Below are 16531 nucleotides of genomic sequence, written 5' to 3'. Positions count from 1 at the left end.
CCAATCTTATAAAACCAAAAATCAATCAGATATTAATAGAGACGAACCAATATCATTCAGAACAGGATAGCTATCTGGCTTATAGTAAAAATCTTCAAAAACTCTTAGACCTTGGCTAGAGAAGTCGCCAGAAAAAAATTCAGAGTAATTATCCAATCCACGTAACCCATCGGAGACAATTAGATTATCTAAAAGAGTCCACGTTAGCTGTCCATCAAACCCATTTATAGAAGAAACCATATTTCTTTCAATTTCAACATTTAAAGATTCAGGATAAACAGAAATCCGTGGAGTCCATAAATTCAAATTATCTCTAACACCTTGAGACGCTGGATTTCTTACAACAGTATTATTAGAGATATTTAAACCATCAGTTGCACCAACATATATACCGTGAATATGTGCATTTATAACAACGTTGTCAATTATATTTATATTACGATAAAACATTTCATAATCAGCTCTACCTGTATCAACCAACTCGTTTCTCATAAATATTGAATGTGTATACCATCCTTCAGATGAATCAAGAATATTTTTCGCTATCAGAATGTTTTTAGATGGTTCTGTTGTTCTCTGTGTCCAAAACTGGATCATGTCAGCATGGTCAGATGATTCAATTGATCTATTAAAATTTTTAATTATATTTTCTGTAATTTCAACATCTGAAACCTGGGCAAAGGTTAATCCATCCATCCGGATTCGTTCTAGTCTATTCCGGTGAAATACGATATTATTTGTACTACTAAAGACAGCGCCTACGTGAAAATCAAAAAACGAGGTGTCTGTGATAGTGATATCACTAGACCCTCGTACAGAGAGACCAACAGCATAGCCATAACCATCATCTACATCACTTACATTTCTAGCCAAATCGCCATCAAAGACACTATCACTAATGCTAACACCTACACTTGACATAACTCTAAATGGCCGATAATAAATTTTATCATCATCGTTGAAATTATAATCAAAAATAACATGTTCAAAAGCTATATTTTGCGAGCCATTGATAACCAAAGATACTATTTTAGAGGGGAATACATAATTTTCAGATTTGATATTAATTTGAGTGTTATCACTACCAGAGTTCAAAACTTGAACGTTACCTGAAAACCCCTCACCCAAAACATAAGTAGCATTTGACTTAATATTTCTAATAACTAATGATTCCTGCTCACCCGAAACATATATTATATCATTAGAAAAAACATCAAACGCCAAAATAGTAAGAACAATACTTAATATAAAACGCATTATACACTCCCATTATCCAGTATTAATATCCTTTATAAACCGAGCGGGATTACCACCAAAAACAACACCAGCAGGAACATTTTTAGTAACCACACTACCAGCAGCGATCACTGCCCCATCACCAATTTCAACTCCAGGCAAGATCACTGAGTTAGCTCCAATCCAAACACCCGACCCAATGCGAACCGGTTTCACCTCAACCTTTTCAGTAGACTTCACCAAGCCAAGATTAGTTCCAGAGTGATGTCTATTTTCACCTGTAATAAAAACGCCCTGGCTAATACCTGAATTGTCACCAACCGTTATAGGCCCGATTAAGATTGAACGTATACCAACCCTACTGTTGTTACCAATTAATACATCGCCAATAGAAGTGTTGATTACAGAAAAGCTTTCGAGTCTAGATCCATTACCGATTTTAAACTGGCAAAAATCATGCTGATTTCTAAAAGAAATTTTTTTGTAAACATCCAGTCTTGCAGAAACTGCAATCCAGGATTTTTCACCTCTTGAGACTCTAAAACGAGCCAGAGCCTGTTCTATTAAAAACATAAAAAGTTTAATTAAATCACGAAAAAACATAAAAAGATTACTCATACCAGCCTCACTGCCTTGAAGTATCATCACGTTGCCAAACATAGTTTTTTAGCTTTTTAAGCTTCCAGCCAGCATAAAAAGCAGAAATCAAATTCACAAAATAATACACAAACATTGACGAAGCACCAACATACTTATAATGCTTAGGCTTACCAGAAACAGACTGATATATATCATAGCCCAACTGTTTCAATTCATAATTACCAAGCTTACTTCTTGTTTTTATTTTAATGAGTCCACCGAGTGTTTTAGGTGGCGAAACAGTAGATATTGCACCTTCAATAACAGAAATATTCCCAGCAGGGACTATACCACGGACAAAACCATCATCTGAAATCACTTCAGGGAACTCATCGAACAACTTCCTTGCAGACTCGTTTAATGCAAAAACACACGATCCGTAACCATCATCAACACAATGAGTTGTATGAATCCAAACAGAATAAAATTTTTTAACAGCAAGTGCTGACTTACTGGTATCTATGTGGGGTTGTGGAACTGCCAAGTAAGGCTCATTTTGATCAGATAAATAGTCTACAATTTTTATAACACTATCTTTATCAATCGATATATCAGAATCTATATAAATTCTTGGGTAATCAATATTGAGCCTTTCAACTAGTCGAATAGCATTAATTTTCGATGGCGTTTCAGTTGAAATCACGTTAACACCATCAAAACTTCTAACTATCTCCTCTGTTTTATCGGTGCAGCCATTACAACAAACATAAATATTATAATGATTTAACCAATCATGTTCAGTAAGAAGAGTTAACAGCCTACCTATATTTCGCTCTTCATTGTGCGCAGGGATGATAATAGCAGCCACGACAGTACCTCAAATTAGATAACATTCCATTTTTTTTGCAAATCATACAACTCCTTCCAGAGTGTATGTTTATCAGTATACTTTCCATTTAGCTTTGACAAACAATAATAAAAAATACGTCTAATCAAAAATGCCAACTTCAGAATATACCTCGCCACATTAAACTTTAAACCACTCCAATGCTTTTTATAATACACAAGACGATGCTTATAAAGCAAATTGAGTTTATTGAGACCACTAGTAGTTCCTCCACCTATGTGGATTAGGTTCGAATCAACCACTAGCATTGGCTTTGCAGAAAAACACTCTCTTGCTCTTTTACACAAGTCTACTTCTTCACTATACATAAAAAAGCGCTCATCAAATCCATTTAAAGATTTAAATAAACTAGTTTTAATTAGAAAAAAGCAACCTGGTATTGAGTCTACAGCAGCATTATCAATTAACTCACTGGAGTTATAAGCATCAAAGCGATTGACATTAAAATACTCTCTCATTATATCTATAAAAAACGCCCAGCTTATCAAGCCTAACAAGGTCGGTTCCTTAAAAGCACTTAAACCTGAATCCTCACCATTCTCATCCAGCACTCTACCACCATATATCATATTTTCCTGGTTTTTCTGTGCTGCTTTAATCAGATTCTCAATGGAGTTCTTAAAAATCTTAACATCAGGATTAACCAGCAATAAATAATCAGCACTCAACTCAGGTATAGCAACATTACAAGCACGCCCAAAGCCCAGATTTTCTCCAGTATACACTGTAGTGATATTAGGAAACTCAATATTTTCAACAAAGCTCATAGAGCCATCATGCGAATCATTATCCACAACAATAAATTTTAATTTATCAATGGGGTAGCTACTACTTAGAATATCTTTAATAACTACAGATATGTCCTTACCACAGTTATAGCAGACAAACAAAATATCTATGCTAGGATAGTTTTTCATGTGTCGCTCCTAATTAATTCCAAGGTTATCCCTAATAAACTTAGATATTTCAAGTTCAGAAATATCACCCACACTTCCCCCATTGGTTATATTATCTAAAGCTTGATCTATAGCATTAGCCAACTCTGATTCAGAGTAGGCGACATACACTCCTGATCGACCTGAAAACTTTCGGGCTGTTGCGATCTGATGGTCATTACGATGCTCTCCGAATTCAAATTGTCTAGGAAGAATAACTACAGGACGCCCAATTGAGAGCCTAGATAAAATCGTACCAATTCCAGCATGCCCTATAACAAGTCGTGCATTACTTTGCAATTGATCAATTTGCTTAGCCTCTAAATATTCGTAAACCCCTCCCAATGCAGGCTTATAACCATTTTTTCCCACTTGATATATAATTTCAAAATCTTTGTGATTATGATGCCAAGCCTCCACCGCTTTAATCAAACGATCAAAGGTTAACTGTGTACCTACCGTAACTAAAATCAAAATACTTCCCCCCTATATATAGGTCCATCCGGTGAGGAAACATCTTTCCATTGAGTCATCCAAAGGTCGGCAAACGGTTTTACTTTCTGACCAGAAAGAGACATAGCTTCAGCATTTGCAATACTGTCAACCCATATTGTTTTTTTTCTCAGCACCTTCCCAATTACTAAAGCAAAAAAACCAGGAGCAGCTCCAGTTGATATGATGACATCAGGGCGGTACCAAACTATCTTAACTGCTATTACTAATGCCATATAAATAAGCATTACTTTTTTATCCATACTGGCATCAGGTACTGTTAACATTTTCTCATTAGGTATGTAGTGACTTAACGATTTATCATTACTCATATAAATAACATTCTGATCATGCCAAACATGTCGTAGCCTAAGTAACTGCAACCAGTGGCCACCTTTTGATGCAACAGCTAAAATTGTCAGTCTCTTATCCTTGCTCATATTCAAAAACACTCCGTTACTTTTAACGCTTAATTAACATCGACCAAGTTATTCTAAACTGCTCTTTAAAGACAAATGGCGAAATATAGCAAACACCATACAATCTAAAGACTTTAACTGCACACATGGCAGCCTGGAGGACAATGCCAGCAGTTGTAGCATAAACAACACCATCAATTCTGTATTCAGGAATTAACCAGAAGGCAAGCACAAAAGAAATAGTTATCGAGTAAATAATATAGTGCCGAATGTATTTGACATTATCGGTCATTAACAAGATAGAACTCACCGGCCCCAGGAATGAAACAATCATCCATGCTCCAGCCATAATCACCATTGCTTTATGACCAACAACGTAATTACTTCCAAACATATTCAGAAGGTTTGATCCAAATATTAAAAAAACCATAAACATTAAAAATGAAAATATTTTTATGACCAAATTATGTTTTATTGTACGGTCCAAGAGATATGATATTTTTCCACTAGAGTGAAGTGTTGCAATAACGGGAGTATTTAGAACAGTTAATGACAAATGAGCAAAATGTACCAAATATGCAAACCGCATTATCACTGCAAGCACTGCCAATTCATAGGCATTAAGCCATCGTGCAGATATGAGCTGACTTCCCCAAACAGTTAGTATTGAAAGAAATGTAACTGGTGCATACGGTGCAGTCACCTTAACAAAATCCGAAAAGCTTTTTAACACGGATTTTAATAAAAAATCATTATCGTCAAGTGAAACACTCTTAAAAAAACCATACAATGATATAGCCAGAACGACCATCACAGAAACCAATATTGCATAGCTCATCTCATATGAAGTTTCAGCACCTGAAAACATCAGATAAAATCCAGCTAACGAGCCAAGCAAAACTATTCCTATATTAAGAGACCAGTATTGATATATAATTTTCTGCTTTGCCTGGAAAAATGAAGCAAAAACTTGCGTCATTGTAAATAATACTGATACCAGAACAAAAACATAAAATGTATTAATGCTATCACCTTTAGCATACACCTTGATAAAATTCGATGTCATCAAAAGATAAGCAAGAAATAATGCAAAGGAACACATCAACAAGACATAAAGTACTGTCTGATAAACTAATACGCGTTCTGATTTTTTTGAGTTTACATTACATAACTCCTTTACCATCGAGTGCTCAGTGCCTGCTCTGGATATTTGTACAATTATAAGCATCAAGTTATAAGTATAAAGAAAAACACCCGCCTCATTTATCTCTAAAGCTTTAGCCACCACCCAAAGAAATACAAACGATCCCGCAGCAGAGATCGCTTTACATATTAAAGCCAAACTTCCTTTTTTCTTTAAAAAATTAATGAGCATCTATATATTTCGCCTCATGCTTTTCTTTTTTAATCTTCACTCTTTCCAAAACAAGAAAAGAGTTATACATCCCTAGTATGAAATAAACAATTGGCTTTGCCCTGTCAAACAAATCCACGGTAAAGGCAGCAAAAACAAGCGACACTATAGACACAAAGAAAACATAATAAATTTTATCCTTAGTGGCTCTATAAGTTAGCCAGTAATTTCTCAGAGTCAATGCAAAAAATATTGAAACCAACAAAACCCCAACATAACCATGCCTTAACGTCATCAACAACCAATAGCTATCAACACTCGGGGGCATCCAAAAAGGCCTGATCCAATCGGAAAATCCAACGCCAAAAATTGGGCTTCTATCTATATTCTGCATAACATGCACCCACTGTATATAACGCGTATACGCTGTATCTGAATTGAATGATGTCAAATCTATTATAAATTTCACAGCACCTCTATTTGACATAAATTCAACGAAAAGAAGCACAAGAATTAGAGCGATCAATGAAAACTTAAAGATCCACTCTTTTTTCAAACTAACTCTATATAAAAAAAACATAAATACATTAATTAAAAACATTAAAAATGCAGCAGAAGTAACGGATGTAAATATAGTTGATACAAGTCCTACTGAAAAAACCACTGCAACTCGCGTTTTGTACAAGTTAAACACAAGCGCCAAAAACATCAATGCAGTAATTGAGTATAATATTGGATGTGAGAACACTGTACTTGAGCGATGAATACCAAACCTAATGTATTTCTCACCTAGATACGGCATATAGTCTACATTCGTTATTGAAGCGGCAAGAGCATGAAAAAGCCTATATCCATTAGTTGCTTCGACAAATGCAAAAGGCATTAAAATCAAAAAAAACACACAAAAAACACCTATGTTGTATTTTAATGACCTAACATTACCCATTATTCTCATGCCTAGAAAAAAGGCAACGAACACCTCAAGAAAATGAATCACACCTGACTGAAGGCCCGATCCAAAGCCATGATTGCGCATAAAACTAATAGCAACCCAAACGCAATACAAAAGTAAAAAAAACTCAGACTTGGTATACTTAAACCCGATAATTTTAGGCAAGTATATTATAAAAACAAAAAGCAAAAATATTCTGTAGGGTTCCAATCGAACCCCGGAAATACTCCAATAGACTTCATTAGGTATAAAAATCAGCAGAATAAATGCAGTTACTATACCAAACTTATTCACATTTAATGAGTTAGACATCTCTGATGATTATCCCTAACCTTCCAGTTTTAATACCATCTTTGATAATCACAGCCGGATTTCCAGCAACCATTACATTACTGGGTATGTTTTTTGAAACCACAGCACCTGCGCCAATAACCACAGAGTCACCGATTTCAACTCCGGGCAGTATTATTGAGTTACAACCAATAAAACAATTTTTACCAATTTTAACATCGGCCTTATAGTTTCTTGACATATCGTGTGTGAGAACTACTGCACCAAATGCCACGTAGGTCCCCTCATCAATATAGATTCCTTTTGGGTTAGTTTTATCTAATTTTGCCTTCAAAGAAATCAGTGCAGTTTTATGTATGTGCATTCCATATATTCTATTCAAAATAAAAGTTTGAATATAAAGAATGCTCTGCCTGAGAGTCACATGTACTAACCAGTGCAGTTTTTTTAAATAGCTTTTCTTCATCGCCCTGTCCTTTAGTCTTTCTTCGAACGAATTATCATCAACTCTGACATGTTTCTATACGCACAATATCATCCTCGCCCAGATACGAGCCTGACTGCACCTCAATTAACTCAAGATCGATGCAACCCGGATTATGTAATCGGTGAATCTCTCCACATGGGATATAGGTAGACTCATTTTCAGTGACCATAAAGGTTTCAGTACCGCGCACCACCTGAGCTGTACCAGAGACTACAACCCAATGCTCTGCACGGTGGTAATGTTTTTGCAACGACAAACTGGCACCAGGCTTGACAGTGATACGCTTTACCTGAAAACGGCTCCCCTCTACGAGTGAGACATATTTGCCCCAAGGCCGGAAGACTTCCTTATGTAGATCAGATTCAGAACGCCCCGCTTGTTTTAACCGATTGACCAGTACCTTAATCGATTCACTCTCAGATTGATGTGCCACTAGCACGGCGTCATCTGTTTCAACAATGATCAAATCCTTGATACCCACACCGGCAACCAGGCGCTGTGTCGCGTAGATGCTGTTGTTCTCAGAGGTTTCCAGCCAGACATCTCCGTGACAGTCGTTACCCTGTGCATCTTTGCTTTTCAATTCGCGCAAGGCTGACCAGTTCCCCACATCACTCCAACCGGCATCCATGGGAACCATGCTGGCATGACGGGTCTTTTCCATCACCGCATAATCGATTGAATCCGACGGACAGGCAGCAAAGCGTTCAGCTGGAATACGGATAAAATCGAGATCAACGGTTGCTTCATCCATCGCTTGTTGGCAGACAGTCAGGATATCTTCCCGATGTACGCCCAGCTCTGCCAAAAAACGCTCAGCCTGAAAGGCAAACATGCCACTGTTCCAGTAGTAGTCGCCGCTGGCCAGGAAAGTCTCTGCGGTAGATGCATCAGGCTTTTCAACAAACTCTTCCACGTCATGGGCAACCTGGGAGCGCGACGCGCCTGCCTTGATATAACCATAGCCTGTCGCGGCGTAGGTCGGCACTATGCCGAACGTCACCAACTGTCCAGCAGCGGCCTCTTCTGCAGCATTGCGCACGGCCTGCTGGAATACTTCGAGGTTCTGGATCGCATGATCTGCAGCCAGTACCAGCAGCACGACAGGCTCTGCATAGGTTTTTTCTGCCTGTAACGCCGCCAGTGCAATCGCTGGTGCAGTATTGCGTCCAACAGGCTCAAGCAGGATTTGTGCGCGAATATCAATTTCACGTAACTGCTCTGCCGCCATAAAGCGGTGTTCATCATTGCAGATCAGTATGGGTTCCAGAGTATCCAGTCCCTTCAGGCGCAGCAGCGTCTCCTGCAGCATACTGAAGTCTGAGGTCAATGGCAGGAACTGCTTCGGCCTACTCTTTCGGGACAAGGGCCATAAGCGCAAGCCTGTGCCCCCGGCCAGAATTACAGGTACAGTCTTCAACCATAGCCTCCTGACAACACGTTACTTAAGCATACTGCTTCGCAATCCACTCACGGTAGCTACCATCCATCACGGACTGCCACCATTGAGGGTGCTGCAAATACCAGTGCAATGTTTTGCGAATTCCGGTTTCAAAACTTTCGAGGGGACGATAGCCAAGCTCCTGACCCGATTTATGCGCATCAATCGCATAACGACGGTCATGGCCCGGACGATCTTTAGCATAGGTAATTAACCGGGCACTTTCACCCGCAATGGCTGAAGCCGCTTGCGAATAGCGCTCTTGAAGGGTTGGATCAGCCGCAAAGGCGCTGTCCATTTCACGACAGATGTACTGCACAATATCGATATTCTGCCACTCATTATGGCCACCGATATTGTAGTTTTCGCCCACCTGGCCTTGCAGCAGCACTTTTTCAATACCGCGTGCATGATCTGTCACATACAGCCAGTCACGCACCTGCTTGCCATCGCCATAGACGGGCAAGGGTTGATCAGCAAGAATGTTGGTGATGATCAGCGGAATCAGCTTTTCCGGGAAATGATAGGGACCGTAATTGTTTGAGCAATTGCTGGTTGTCACCTGTAACCCATAGGTGTGGTGATACGCACGCACCAGATGATCCGATGCAGCCTTACTGGCAGCATAGGGTGAATTGGGCGCATAGGGTGTGTTTTCTGTAAAGGCCGGATCATCAGGCTCCAGCGTGCCATAGACTTCATCCGTGGAGACATGATGGAAGCGGTGCTGTGCACAGCGTCCTTCAGTTATCCAGACCTGACGCGCAGCCTTCAACAGACTGTGTGTACCGATAATATTGGTTTCCAGAAAGGCATCTGGCCCGGTAATCGAACGGTCAACATGCGACTCAGCAGCCAAGTGAACGATGGTATCTAACTGGTGTTCACGAAGCAGTTGCTCCATCTTGGAGGTGTCACAGATATTCGCTTGTACAAACAGAAAATTAGGATGCTGTTGTACGGGATCTAAATTCGCCAGATTGCCAGCATAGGTCAGTGCATCAACAACCAACACCAAGTCATTAGGGTGCTGTTCCATCCAATAGTGCACAAAGTTGGCACCTATAAAGCCGGCTCCGCCGGTCACCATTAAACGCCTCATGCGTTGGCTCCATCATAATCAGTTTTTAATTCGTCCAGCATCATCTGCAATTGCTCACGCCAGTGTCGAGCATGCCCGAGTTGAGCGCGACTGCGCTGGCAGTCCATTACTGAGAAGGCCGGTCGTTGTGCCGGAGTCGGATAGTCCGACGTGGTAATCGGGTTGATCTGGCAATCATGCTGAACCAAACCACGCTCTCGTCCCAGGGTGTAGATCGACTGCGCAAAATCATACCAGGATGCCACCCCGGCATCTGTCCAATGGCTGATGCCGGTAAACTCGGGCTGATCCACCGCACTCAACAGAATTTCGGCCAGACGGCCAGCGTGCGTGGGTGAACCGATCTGATCAGCGATAATGCCCAGACTGTCACGCTCGTTCATCAGGCGAATCATGGTTTTGACAAAATTCTGCCCATAACGGGAGTACACCCAGGCGGTACGAATAATGACAGCGTCCGGAAGATAGCGCTGTACGGCCTGCTCCCCTGCCAGTTTTGACTCTCCATAGACATTAATAGGTGCTACTGGATCATCCGTTTTCCAGGGCCTGCACTGCTGTCCATTAAAGACATAGTCTGTAGACACATGGATCATACGAATACCCGCCTGCTGTGCGGCCTTAGCCAGATTGGCAGGCCCTTCGGCATTCACCTTGAATGCCAGCTCACGCTGACTTTCGGCCTGATCCACGGCGGTATAGGCAGCGGCATTGATCAGCACATCCGGGGCAAAATCCTGAATTGCAGCTTCAATCTGGGCTGGATCAGCGATATCCAGTTCGGCCTGATCTGTCGCATGGAGTGTATAGGCAGCGGTCATCATGGCCACACGTTGGCGCAGCTCCGAGCCAAGCTGCCCGTCTGCGCCGGTCAGCAAAATCCGTTTAGTCATAACAGGGGGCCTCTCGCAGTGAATATCCCTGGCGATCTTTATCCGATAAAACGGGTGCCTGGCCTTTCACTAACGGCCAATCGATGGACAGTTGCGCATCATCCCATTGCAAGGAGTATTCATCACCAGGGTTATAGTAATCCGTGCATTTGTACACAAATTCGGCCGATTCACTGGTGACATAAAAACCGTGTGCGAACCCGGGCGGTACCCAAAGCAGCTGTTTATTGGCAGCGGACAAAGTCACCCCCACCCACTGACCAAAGGTCGGGGACTGACGGCGCAGGTCGACAACCACATCAAACACTTCACCACTGACCACGCGCACCAGCTTGCCCTGGGGTTTTTCCAGTTGATAATGCAGCCCTCTCAAAATGCCCTGACTGGACAGTGAGTGGTTATCCTGCACAAACCGTAAGGGTGAACACTCTCGCATGAAGTCCTGTTCCCGAAAGGTTTCCATGAAGTAGCCCCGCTCATCACCAAAGACCTGGGGCGTCATCAGAATCACATCCGGGATCACCTGGGGTTCATACTTCATGGCTTGATCGTCCCCCGCTCCAGCAAACGCATCAGGTAAGCGCCATAGCCACTTTTCAGTAAAGGCTCAGCTTGACGGCGCAGGGTTTCGGCATCAATAAATCCCTGATGAAAGGCAATCTCTTCAGGACAGCACACTTTCAGGCCCTGACGATCCTCAAGGGTCTGTACGAAAGACGAGGCCTGCAACAGGTGAGCGTGTGTACCGGTATCCAGCCAGGCATAGCCGCGATCCATAATCTCCATATGCAGTTGTTGCTGCTGCAAATAGACACAGTTCAGATCGGTAATCTCCAGCTCACCGCGTGCAGACGGTTTCAGAGATGCGGCAATATCGGGTGCTTGGTCATCATAAAAATACAGCCCTGTCACGGCATAGGGTGACTTGGGTACGGCAGGTTTCTCTTCCAGTGAGATCACCTTACCAGCGGCATCAAACTCAGCGACGCCATAGGCTGTCGGGTTCTCGACATGGTAACCAAACACCGTCGCACCGGTTTGACGTGCATCGGCGTCCTTGAGCAGGCTCTGCAGGTTATGGCCATAGAAGATGTTGTCTCCCAATACCAGTGCTGAGGGTGCCCCTGCCAAAAAGTCCCGACCAATCAGAAATGCCTGAGCCAGGCCATCCGGAGAGGGCTGAACGGCATACACCAGCTCAATCCCCCACTGACTGCCATCCCCCAGTAACCGCTGAAACGCTGACTGATCCTCGGGGGTGGTGATGATCAGAATTTCCCGAATACCCGCCAACATCAGAATACTGATGGGGTAGTAAATCATTGGTTTGTCATAGATCGGCATCAGTTGCTTGCTCACCCCTTTGGTCAAGGGGTAAAGCCGAGTACCGGAGCCACCTGCCAGTACAATTCCTTTACGCTTCATACCTGTCTCCCTGTTCAATTCGCAACCGTTTCACTATCCAACTGGCCCAGCGCATCCGTGACCCGAGTCATCAACTGGGGATCATCTACTGCCAGCTCAGCAGCCTTACTCAAGTAGGCACGTGCATCATTGACCCGGTTCTGAGCCAGCAAAACCCGCCCATAGTGGTAATTGACCACAGCCAGATCTGGCAAGCCTTCAACCGCACGGCGGATCAAACGCTCCGCTTCCTGCACTTCACCAAACAGGAACAGCGCCCAGCCGTGGGTATCCAGAAAGTAGGGTTCATCACTGTTACGGAAATTGCGTGTCAGCTCCAGAGCCCGGCGTACATTCTCCTCACTGGGATCATGGCTGGTCAGCAATGCTGCCAGATTGTTGGTCACCACCAGATTGGTCGGAGCCAGCTGGTGTGCGGCTTCATAATTATCAATGGCCTCTTCAATCCGTCCACTCTGCTCCAGCAAGGACGCTTTCAGCGCATAGAGACTCAGGTCATCGACCTGCTCAATACCACGAGCATAGGCGCTCAGTGCACTATCCACCTGATCCTGCAATTGATAGAGGCCCGCCAGCTGTACATAACCCTGAACCCATTGAGGAACGGCATTCAAGGCATCATTAATCACACTGATCGCCGCATCGAAATCATCCATTTGACGCAACACACCGGCTTTTACCGCATAGTTACCAATATACTCAGGATCAGCACTAATCCGCTGTTCCAGCCACTCCAATAACAGATCGGACTGTTCCAGCTCCAACTGGCTAACAGCATAACCCTCAATCGCCCTCTGGAAGCGTGGTTCCTGCTGCAATGCGGCTTCATAACGTGTCATCGCCAGTGCGAACTGGCCCTGGCCCTGGAAAATCCGACCACTCAGATATTCACTGACTGCACGATTCCCTTCCAGCGCCTGCATATCAGAGATAATCGCTTCGGTACCGGTCCAGTCGTTACGCATCAGGCGGACCTGAGCCAGCAACGAGAGCAAGGACTCATTATTCGGAGAACGACGCAATGCGTTAAGCAGAATCTGCTCAGAACGTCCCAGGTCACCATCTGCCAACAGACGGTTGATAACCGGTACAGCCGCATCAATATTGCCGGGATTGAGGCGCAAGACCTGACGGAAGTTACTGTCAGCCAACTGGGCAGATCCGCTACCCATATAGGCAGACCCTAACAACATCAGCCCCATTTCAGAATCCGGATTATTACGCAACACAACTCGCAGATCACGCACCGCATCATCAATGCGGCCTTCCTGAATAAAGTAACGTGAGCGTACCAGCAGGGCCGGTTCGCTCTGGCTATCGTCTTGCAGAACTTCGGTTAGCTGCGCCAGACCAGACTCATCATCGCCTTCAGCAAAATAGAGTTCTGCTCGACGCGCTTTGGCACGCTGGCGGGTCATGGATTGCTCGGCCGACATCAGCTGCTCAAGTAACTGCATGGCTTCAGTTTGTTGCCCATGCGCCATCAGACGCTCAATCAGGACAAATTGCAATGTAGCCACATCACTGTCTGCAGCATTATCAATAAATGTCTGCAACAAACGATCTGCGCGCTGGGTATCACCCTGTGCATCGACAACTTCAACCAACCCTCTGACCGCCCGGCTGCTGCCCGGATGGCTGCGGGCAAAATCATCCAGCAATGTCTCAGCCTCTTGCAGACGCTCGGTTTCACGTAACAACCCTGCCAGCGCAATTGCGAAATCTTCAGAGTCTGGCTGTGCGTTGTACATATAGCGCAGATCCGCTTCAACCTGCTCCATCTGCTGATTCTGACGATTCAGCTCCATGCGGATCATCCGTGCGGCAAGCGCGCTGGGGTCTATCTCCAGCGCTTCATCCAGCAGTGCAAAGGCTCGTGCTTCATCCCCCATCATCCGGTGAGCGCCTGCCAGAACGGTCAGGGTGTCGGTGTTCTCGGGTTCCAGCATCAGGCTTTTCATGCCCTCAGTCATAGCACCTTGCGGGTCGCCTTTTTGCAGGGCAATGGTAGCTTTAATCAACCACCCGTCAGCACTTTCCTCATCCAAAGCAAGTATTTCATTAGCTTTTAGCTCAGCGTTATCGATTTCTCCGACCATCATCAGCATTCGAGCCATGCGGACCTTATTATTTACATCTTCCGGCGCTAAACGCTCAATACGGGTCAAATGCACATAGAGGCTTTCCAAATTTTGTTCTTGCTCAGCAATTTCAGCAAGATACCTGTAGGCTTCTATGTTATCAGGATCAATCTGAAGTACATTTCTAAACTGGACTGTTGACCTTCCAATATCACCTTTCTCTAGGTATTCTTTACCACTAGAAAGATAGTTCTGAACACTATTGTCTTTATCAGCACAACCACTCATTAAAAAAGCCGATACAACGGCTATACTGCAGAGCTTACCAATTCCTGTTTTCATAACTCACCTTTTCCCGGTAATACTTTTAATAGTTCAGGATATGCAGAGCGTACAAACTCTTTTAATCGTCTATCAGCTTCTTCAACTGGCTCTGATGTATTAAATGGTGTCACCACCCTAACTAAAGCACCATCTGTACGATTATATTTAATTGCATCCTGAAGCAGCGTCCATTTTTTAAGATATTCATTAGCTACAGGTTCACCACGTTCTTGAAACCAGTAGTAAACAAGTTGAGATTCTAACCCTCTTCTTATAATTACCCTATTGATCGGAATATCATCAACATGCGTTCTCCGTATGTCTGCGATCTCCCACCCACCACCGGGTATACATACTCGAGGAGAGTGTGGTGCAATACCTCCTCGCTGAGACTCATAGAATGCAACATAAAAATTAACTAATGGCTGTTCTTCTCTTTCAAAGTTCATCATCAAATAGTCTGTTAACTGAAGCACTTGCAATACGTGTGTATCCAGCCCTCCATGCCAGCCTGACCATCCATTGACTTGAGACGGAAAGTTAGAAAGACTGGCCGAAACAGGGAACTCCTGAAGCTTTTTTTCAAAAAACAGGCCTGACATCGCAGCAAAGTAAATAAGGAAGGTTGCTATCATCAAAGGATGATGTGCCTTAACACTTTTAGTATCACTCACACTAGCCCGATCAGAGTCAACCTCTGAAGCTGCGTTTATACCAAATACATCAAGAATCCCCTGTCGTCTCGTAACACGCTCTAAAATTTCGATTTCCAGGGCCAAGATCACGGCACAAGCAATAAATATAATCCAACCTTCAAAATCGTGTAAAAAGCCTTCCGCCATCCCAGTACCCCACTTTTCAACCAGCAGGCCTGTGACAGCTATTCTAAAACTATTCATAAAAATAGTTATCGGGACAGTTGATAACAGCAATACAGCTCTTTTCCAAAGAGGCGCTTGATAAAAATAAGCAGCAATAAAGCCTAAACAAGCAAGTGGATATAAATAACGCAGCCCACTACATGCTTCAACAACTTGAAGTTTGAACTCACCAAGATCAATTACATTCCCACTTAGGTAAACAGGAATTCCCATCAGTTTGATCAAATAAACGCCGATCTCAGAAGAAATAAGCTGCATTCTTGCAGTCAGCACCGCTTCCAAAAAATATGGCAATGGGATTGAAAAAACAAGTAAAGCAATAGGGACCAATGTGTGCTTAGATGCCCGCCCTAAGAGAGTTACCGAAATACCTAAAAGTAACAAAATAAATGAATATCTTGAAATTATGTAAAGCTCAGAAAGCTCTCCGATAGAGATAAAAAACAATGACAAAAATACCAGCACCACTCCAGCAAAGCTGCCCGATTTATAGTCATTTATAATATCAAATCTTTTTTCCCATAAAATATAAAGAGACACTAAAGGTATCAGAAAGCCATGACTATACTCTTCCTGTACACTCCAGCGCTCTACTAGCTCTTGTAATGCTCCAAAAGACAGAAAAACAGCCCCGACTAACGCAAACAGCAGCATCAAAATGGTATGCCATCGTACATATTTTTGTAGCGATGTAATTTCATTGAAAAAATTCATTAAACCACCTTTTTTGCT

General features: G+C 43.0%; 16 protein-coding genes. All 16 read right to left on the bottom strand.

From position 1 onward, the window contains the following. Positions 1 to 21: 21 nt before the first annotated feature. Positions 22 to 1257 (bottom strand): right-handed parallel beta-helix repeat-containing protein, encoded by a 1236-nt coding sequence (locus tag ADINL_RS11890; protein ID WP_036548119.1) that lies wholly within the window; start codon positions 1255 to 1257, stop codon positions 22 to 24. A gap of 12 nt (positions 1258 to 1269) precedes the next feature. Then, a complete protein-coding gene (locus tag ADINL_RS16800; RefSeq protein WP_275574408.1) occupies positions 1270 to 1854 on the bottom strand; it encodes an acyltransferase in 585 nt (194 codons plus the stop codon). A gap of 7 nt (positions 1855 to 1861) precedes the next feature. Further along, positions 1862 to 2683, bottom strand: a complete 822-nt coding sequence (locus tag ADINL_RS11880) for a glycosyltransferase (RefSeq protein ID WP_036548116.1) — start codon at positions 2681 to 2683, stop codon at positions 1862 to 1864. Between the two features lie 14 nt (positions 2684 to 2697). Beyond that, positions 2698 to 3639, bottom strand: coding sequence for a glycosyltransferase family 2 protein (locus ADINL_RS11875; protein ID WP_036548113.1), 942 nt, complete (start codon positions 3637 to 3639; stop codon positions 2698 to 2700). 9 nt (positions 3640 to 3648) lie between these two features. Further along, entirely contained in the window at positions 3649 to 4131 is a 483-nt protein-coding gene (locus tag ADINL_RS11870; RefSeq protein WP_051632762.1) for a glycosyltransferase, read from the bottom strand. Then, positions 4128 to 4589 carry a glycosyltransferase family protein gene (locus ADINL_RS11865; RefSeq protein WP_036548110.1) on the bottom strand — a complete coding sequence of 154 codons (462 nt, stop codon included), beginning with the start codon at positions 4587 to 4589 and terminating at the stop codon, positions 4128 to 4130. The genes ADINL_RS11870 and ADINL_RS11865 overlap by 4 nt, the downstream gene beginning before the upstream one ends. A gap of 22 nt (positions 4590 to 4611) precedes the next feature. Continuing rightward, positions 4612 to 5943 carry a lipopolysaccharide biosynthesis protein gene (locus tag ADINL_RS11860; protein ID WP_036548107.1) on the bottom strand — a complete coding sequence of 444 codons (1332 nt, stop codon included), beginning with the start codon at positions 5941 to 5943 and terminating at the stop codon, positions 4612 to 4614. Then, complete coding sequence (locus tag ADINL_RS11855) at positions 5933 to 7186, bottom strand: O-antigen ligase family protein (protein ID WP_036548105.1); 1254 nt, start codon at positions 7184 to 7186, stop codon at positions 5933 to 5935. Before ADINL_RS11855 ends, ADINL_RS11860 begins: the two co-directional genes overlap by 11 nt. Further along, entirely contained in the window at positions 7179 to 7631 is a 453-nt protein-coding gene (locus ADINL_RS11850; protein WP_051632761.1) for an acyltransferase, read from the bottom strand. Before ADINL_RS11850 ends, ADINL_RS11855 begins: the two co-directional genes overlap by 8 nt. Before the next feature lie 37 nt (positions 7632 to 7668). Beyond that, entirely contained in the window at positions 7669 to 9072 is a 1404-nt protein-coding gene (locus ADINL_RS11845; protein WP_036548103.1) for a mannose-1-phosphate guanylyltransferase/mannose-6-phosphate isomerase, read from the bottom strand. Between the two features lie 25 nt (positions 9073 to 9097). Continuing rightward, positions 9098 to 10195, bottom strand: coding sequence for a dTDP-glucose 4,6-dehydratase (rfbB, locus tag ADINL_RS11840; RefSeq protein ID WP_036548101.1), 1098 nt, complete (start codon positions 10193 to 10195; stop codon positions 9098 to 9100). Further along, positions 10192 to 11088, bottom strand: coding sequence for a dTDP-4-dehydrorhamnose reductase (rfbD, locus tag ADINL_RS11835; RefSeq protein WP_036548098.1), 897 nt, complete (start codon positions 11086 to 11088; stop codon positions 10192 to 10194). Before rfbD ends, rfbB begins: the two co-directional genes overlap by 4 nt. Continuing rightward, positions 11081 to 11629 carry a dTDP-4-dehydrorhamnose 3,5-epimerase gene (gene rfbC, locus ADINL_RS11830; protein ID WP_036548095.1) on the bottom strand — a complete coding sequence of 183 codons (549 nt, stop codon included), beginning with the start codon at positions 11627 to 11629 and terminating at the stop codon, positions 11081 to 11083. Before rfbC ends, rfbD begins: the two co-directional genes overlap by 8 nt. Further along, on the bottom strand, positions 11626 to 12513 hold the full coding sequence (gene rfbA, locus ADINL_RS11825) for a glucose-1-phosphate thymidylyltransferase RfbA (protein WP_036548091.1): 888 nt from the start codon (positions 12511 to 12513) through the stop codon (positions 11626 to 11628). The genes rfbC and rfbA overlap by 4 nt, the downstream gene beginning before the upstream one ends. Before the next feature lie 14 nt (positions 12514 to 12527). Continuing rightward, positions 12528 to 14702 (bottom strand): tetratricopeptide repeat protein, encoded by a 2175-nt coding sequence (locus ADINL_RS11820; RefSeq protein WP_161667750.1) that lies wholly within the window; start codon positions 14700 to 14702, stop codon positions 12528 to 12530. Between the two features lie 230 nt (positions 14703 to 14932). Continuing rightward, the gene (gene xrtD / locus ADINL_RS11815) at positions 14933 to 16513 is read right to left on the bottom strand and encodes a VPLPA-CTERM-specific exosortase XrtD (protein WP_204368237.1); all 1581 of its coding nucleotides are present in this window, start codon (positions 16511 to 16513) and stop codon (positions 14933 to 14935) included. Between the last annotated feature and the right edge of the window lie 18 nt (positions 16514 to 16531).

Origin of the sequence: Nitrincola lacisaponensis (genome assembly GCF_000691225.1) — a bacterium.
In the GTDB taxonomy this organism is placed as follows: domain Bacteria; phylum Pseudomonadota; class Gammaproteobacteria; order Pseudomonadales; family Balneatricaceae; genus Nitrincola; species Nitrincola lacisaponensis.
This window is presented reverse-complemented; position numbering and strand designations above follow the sequence as displayed.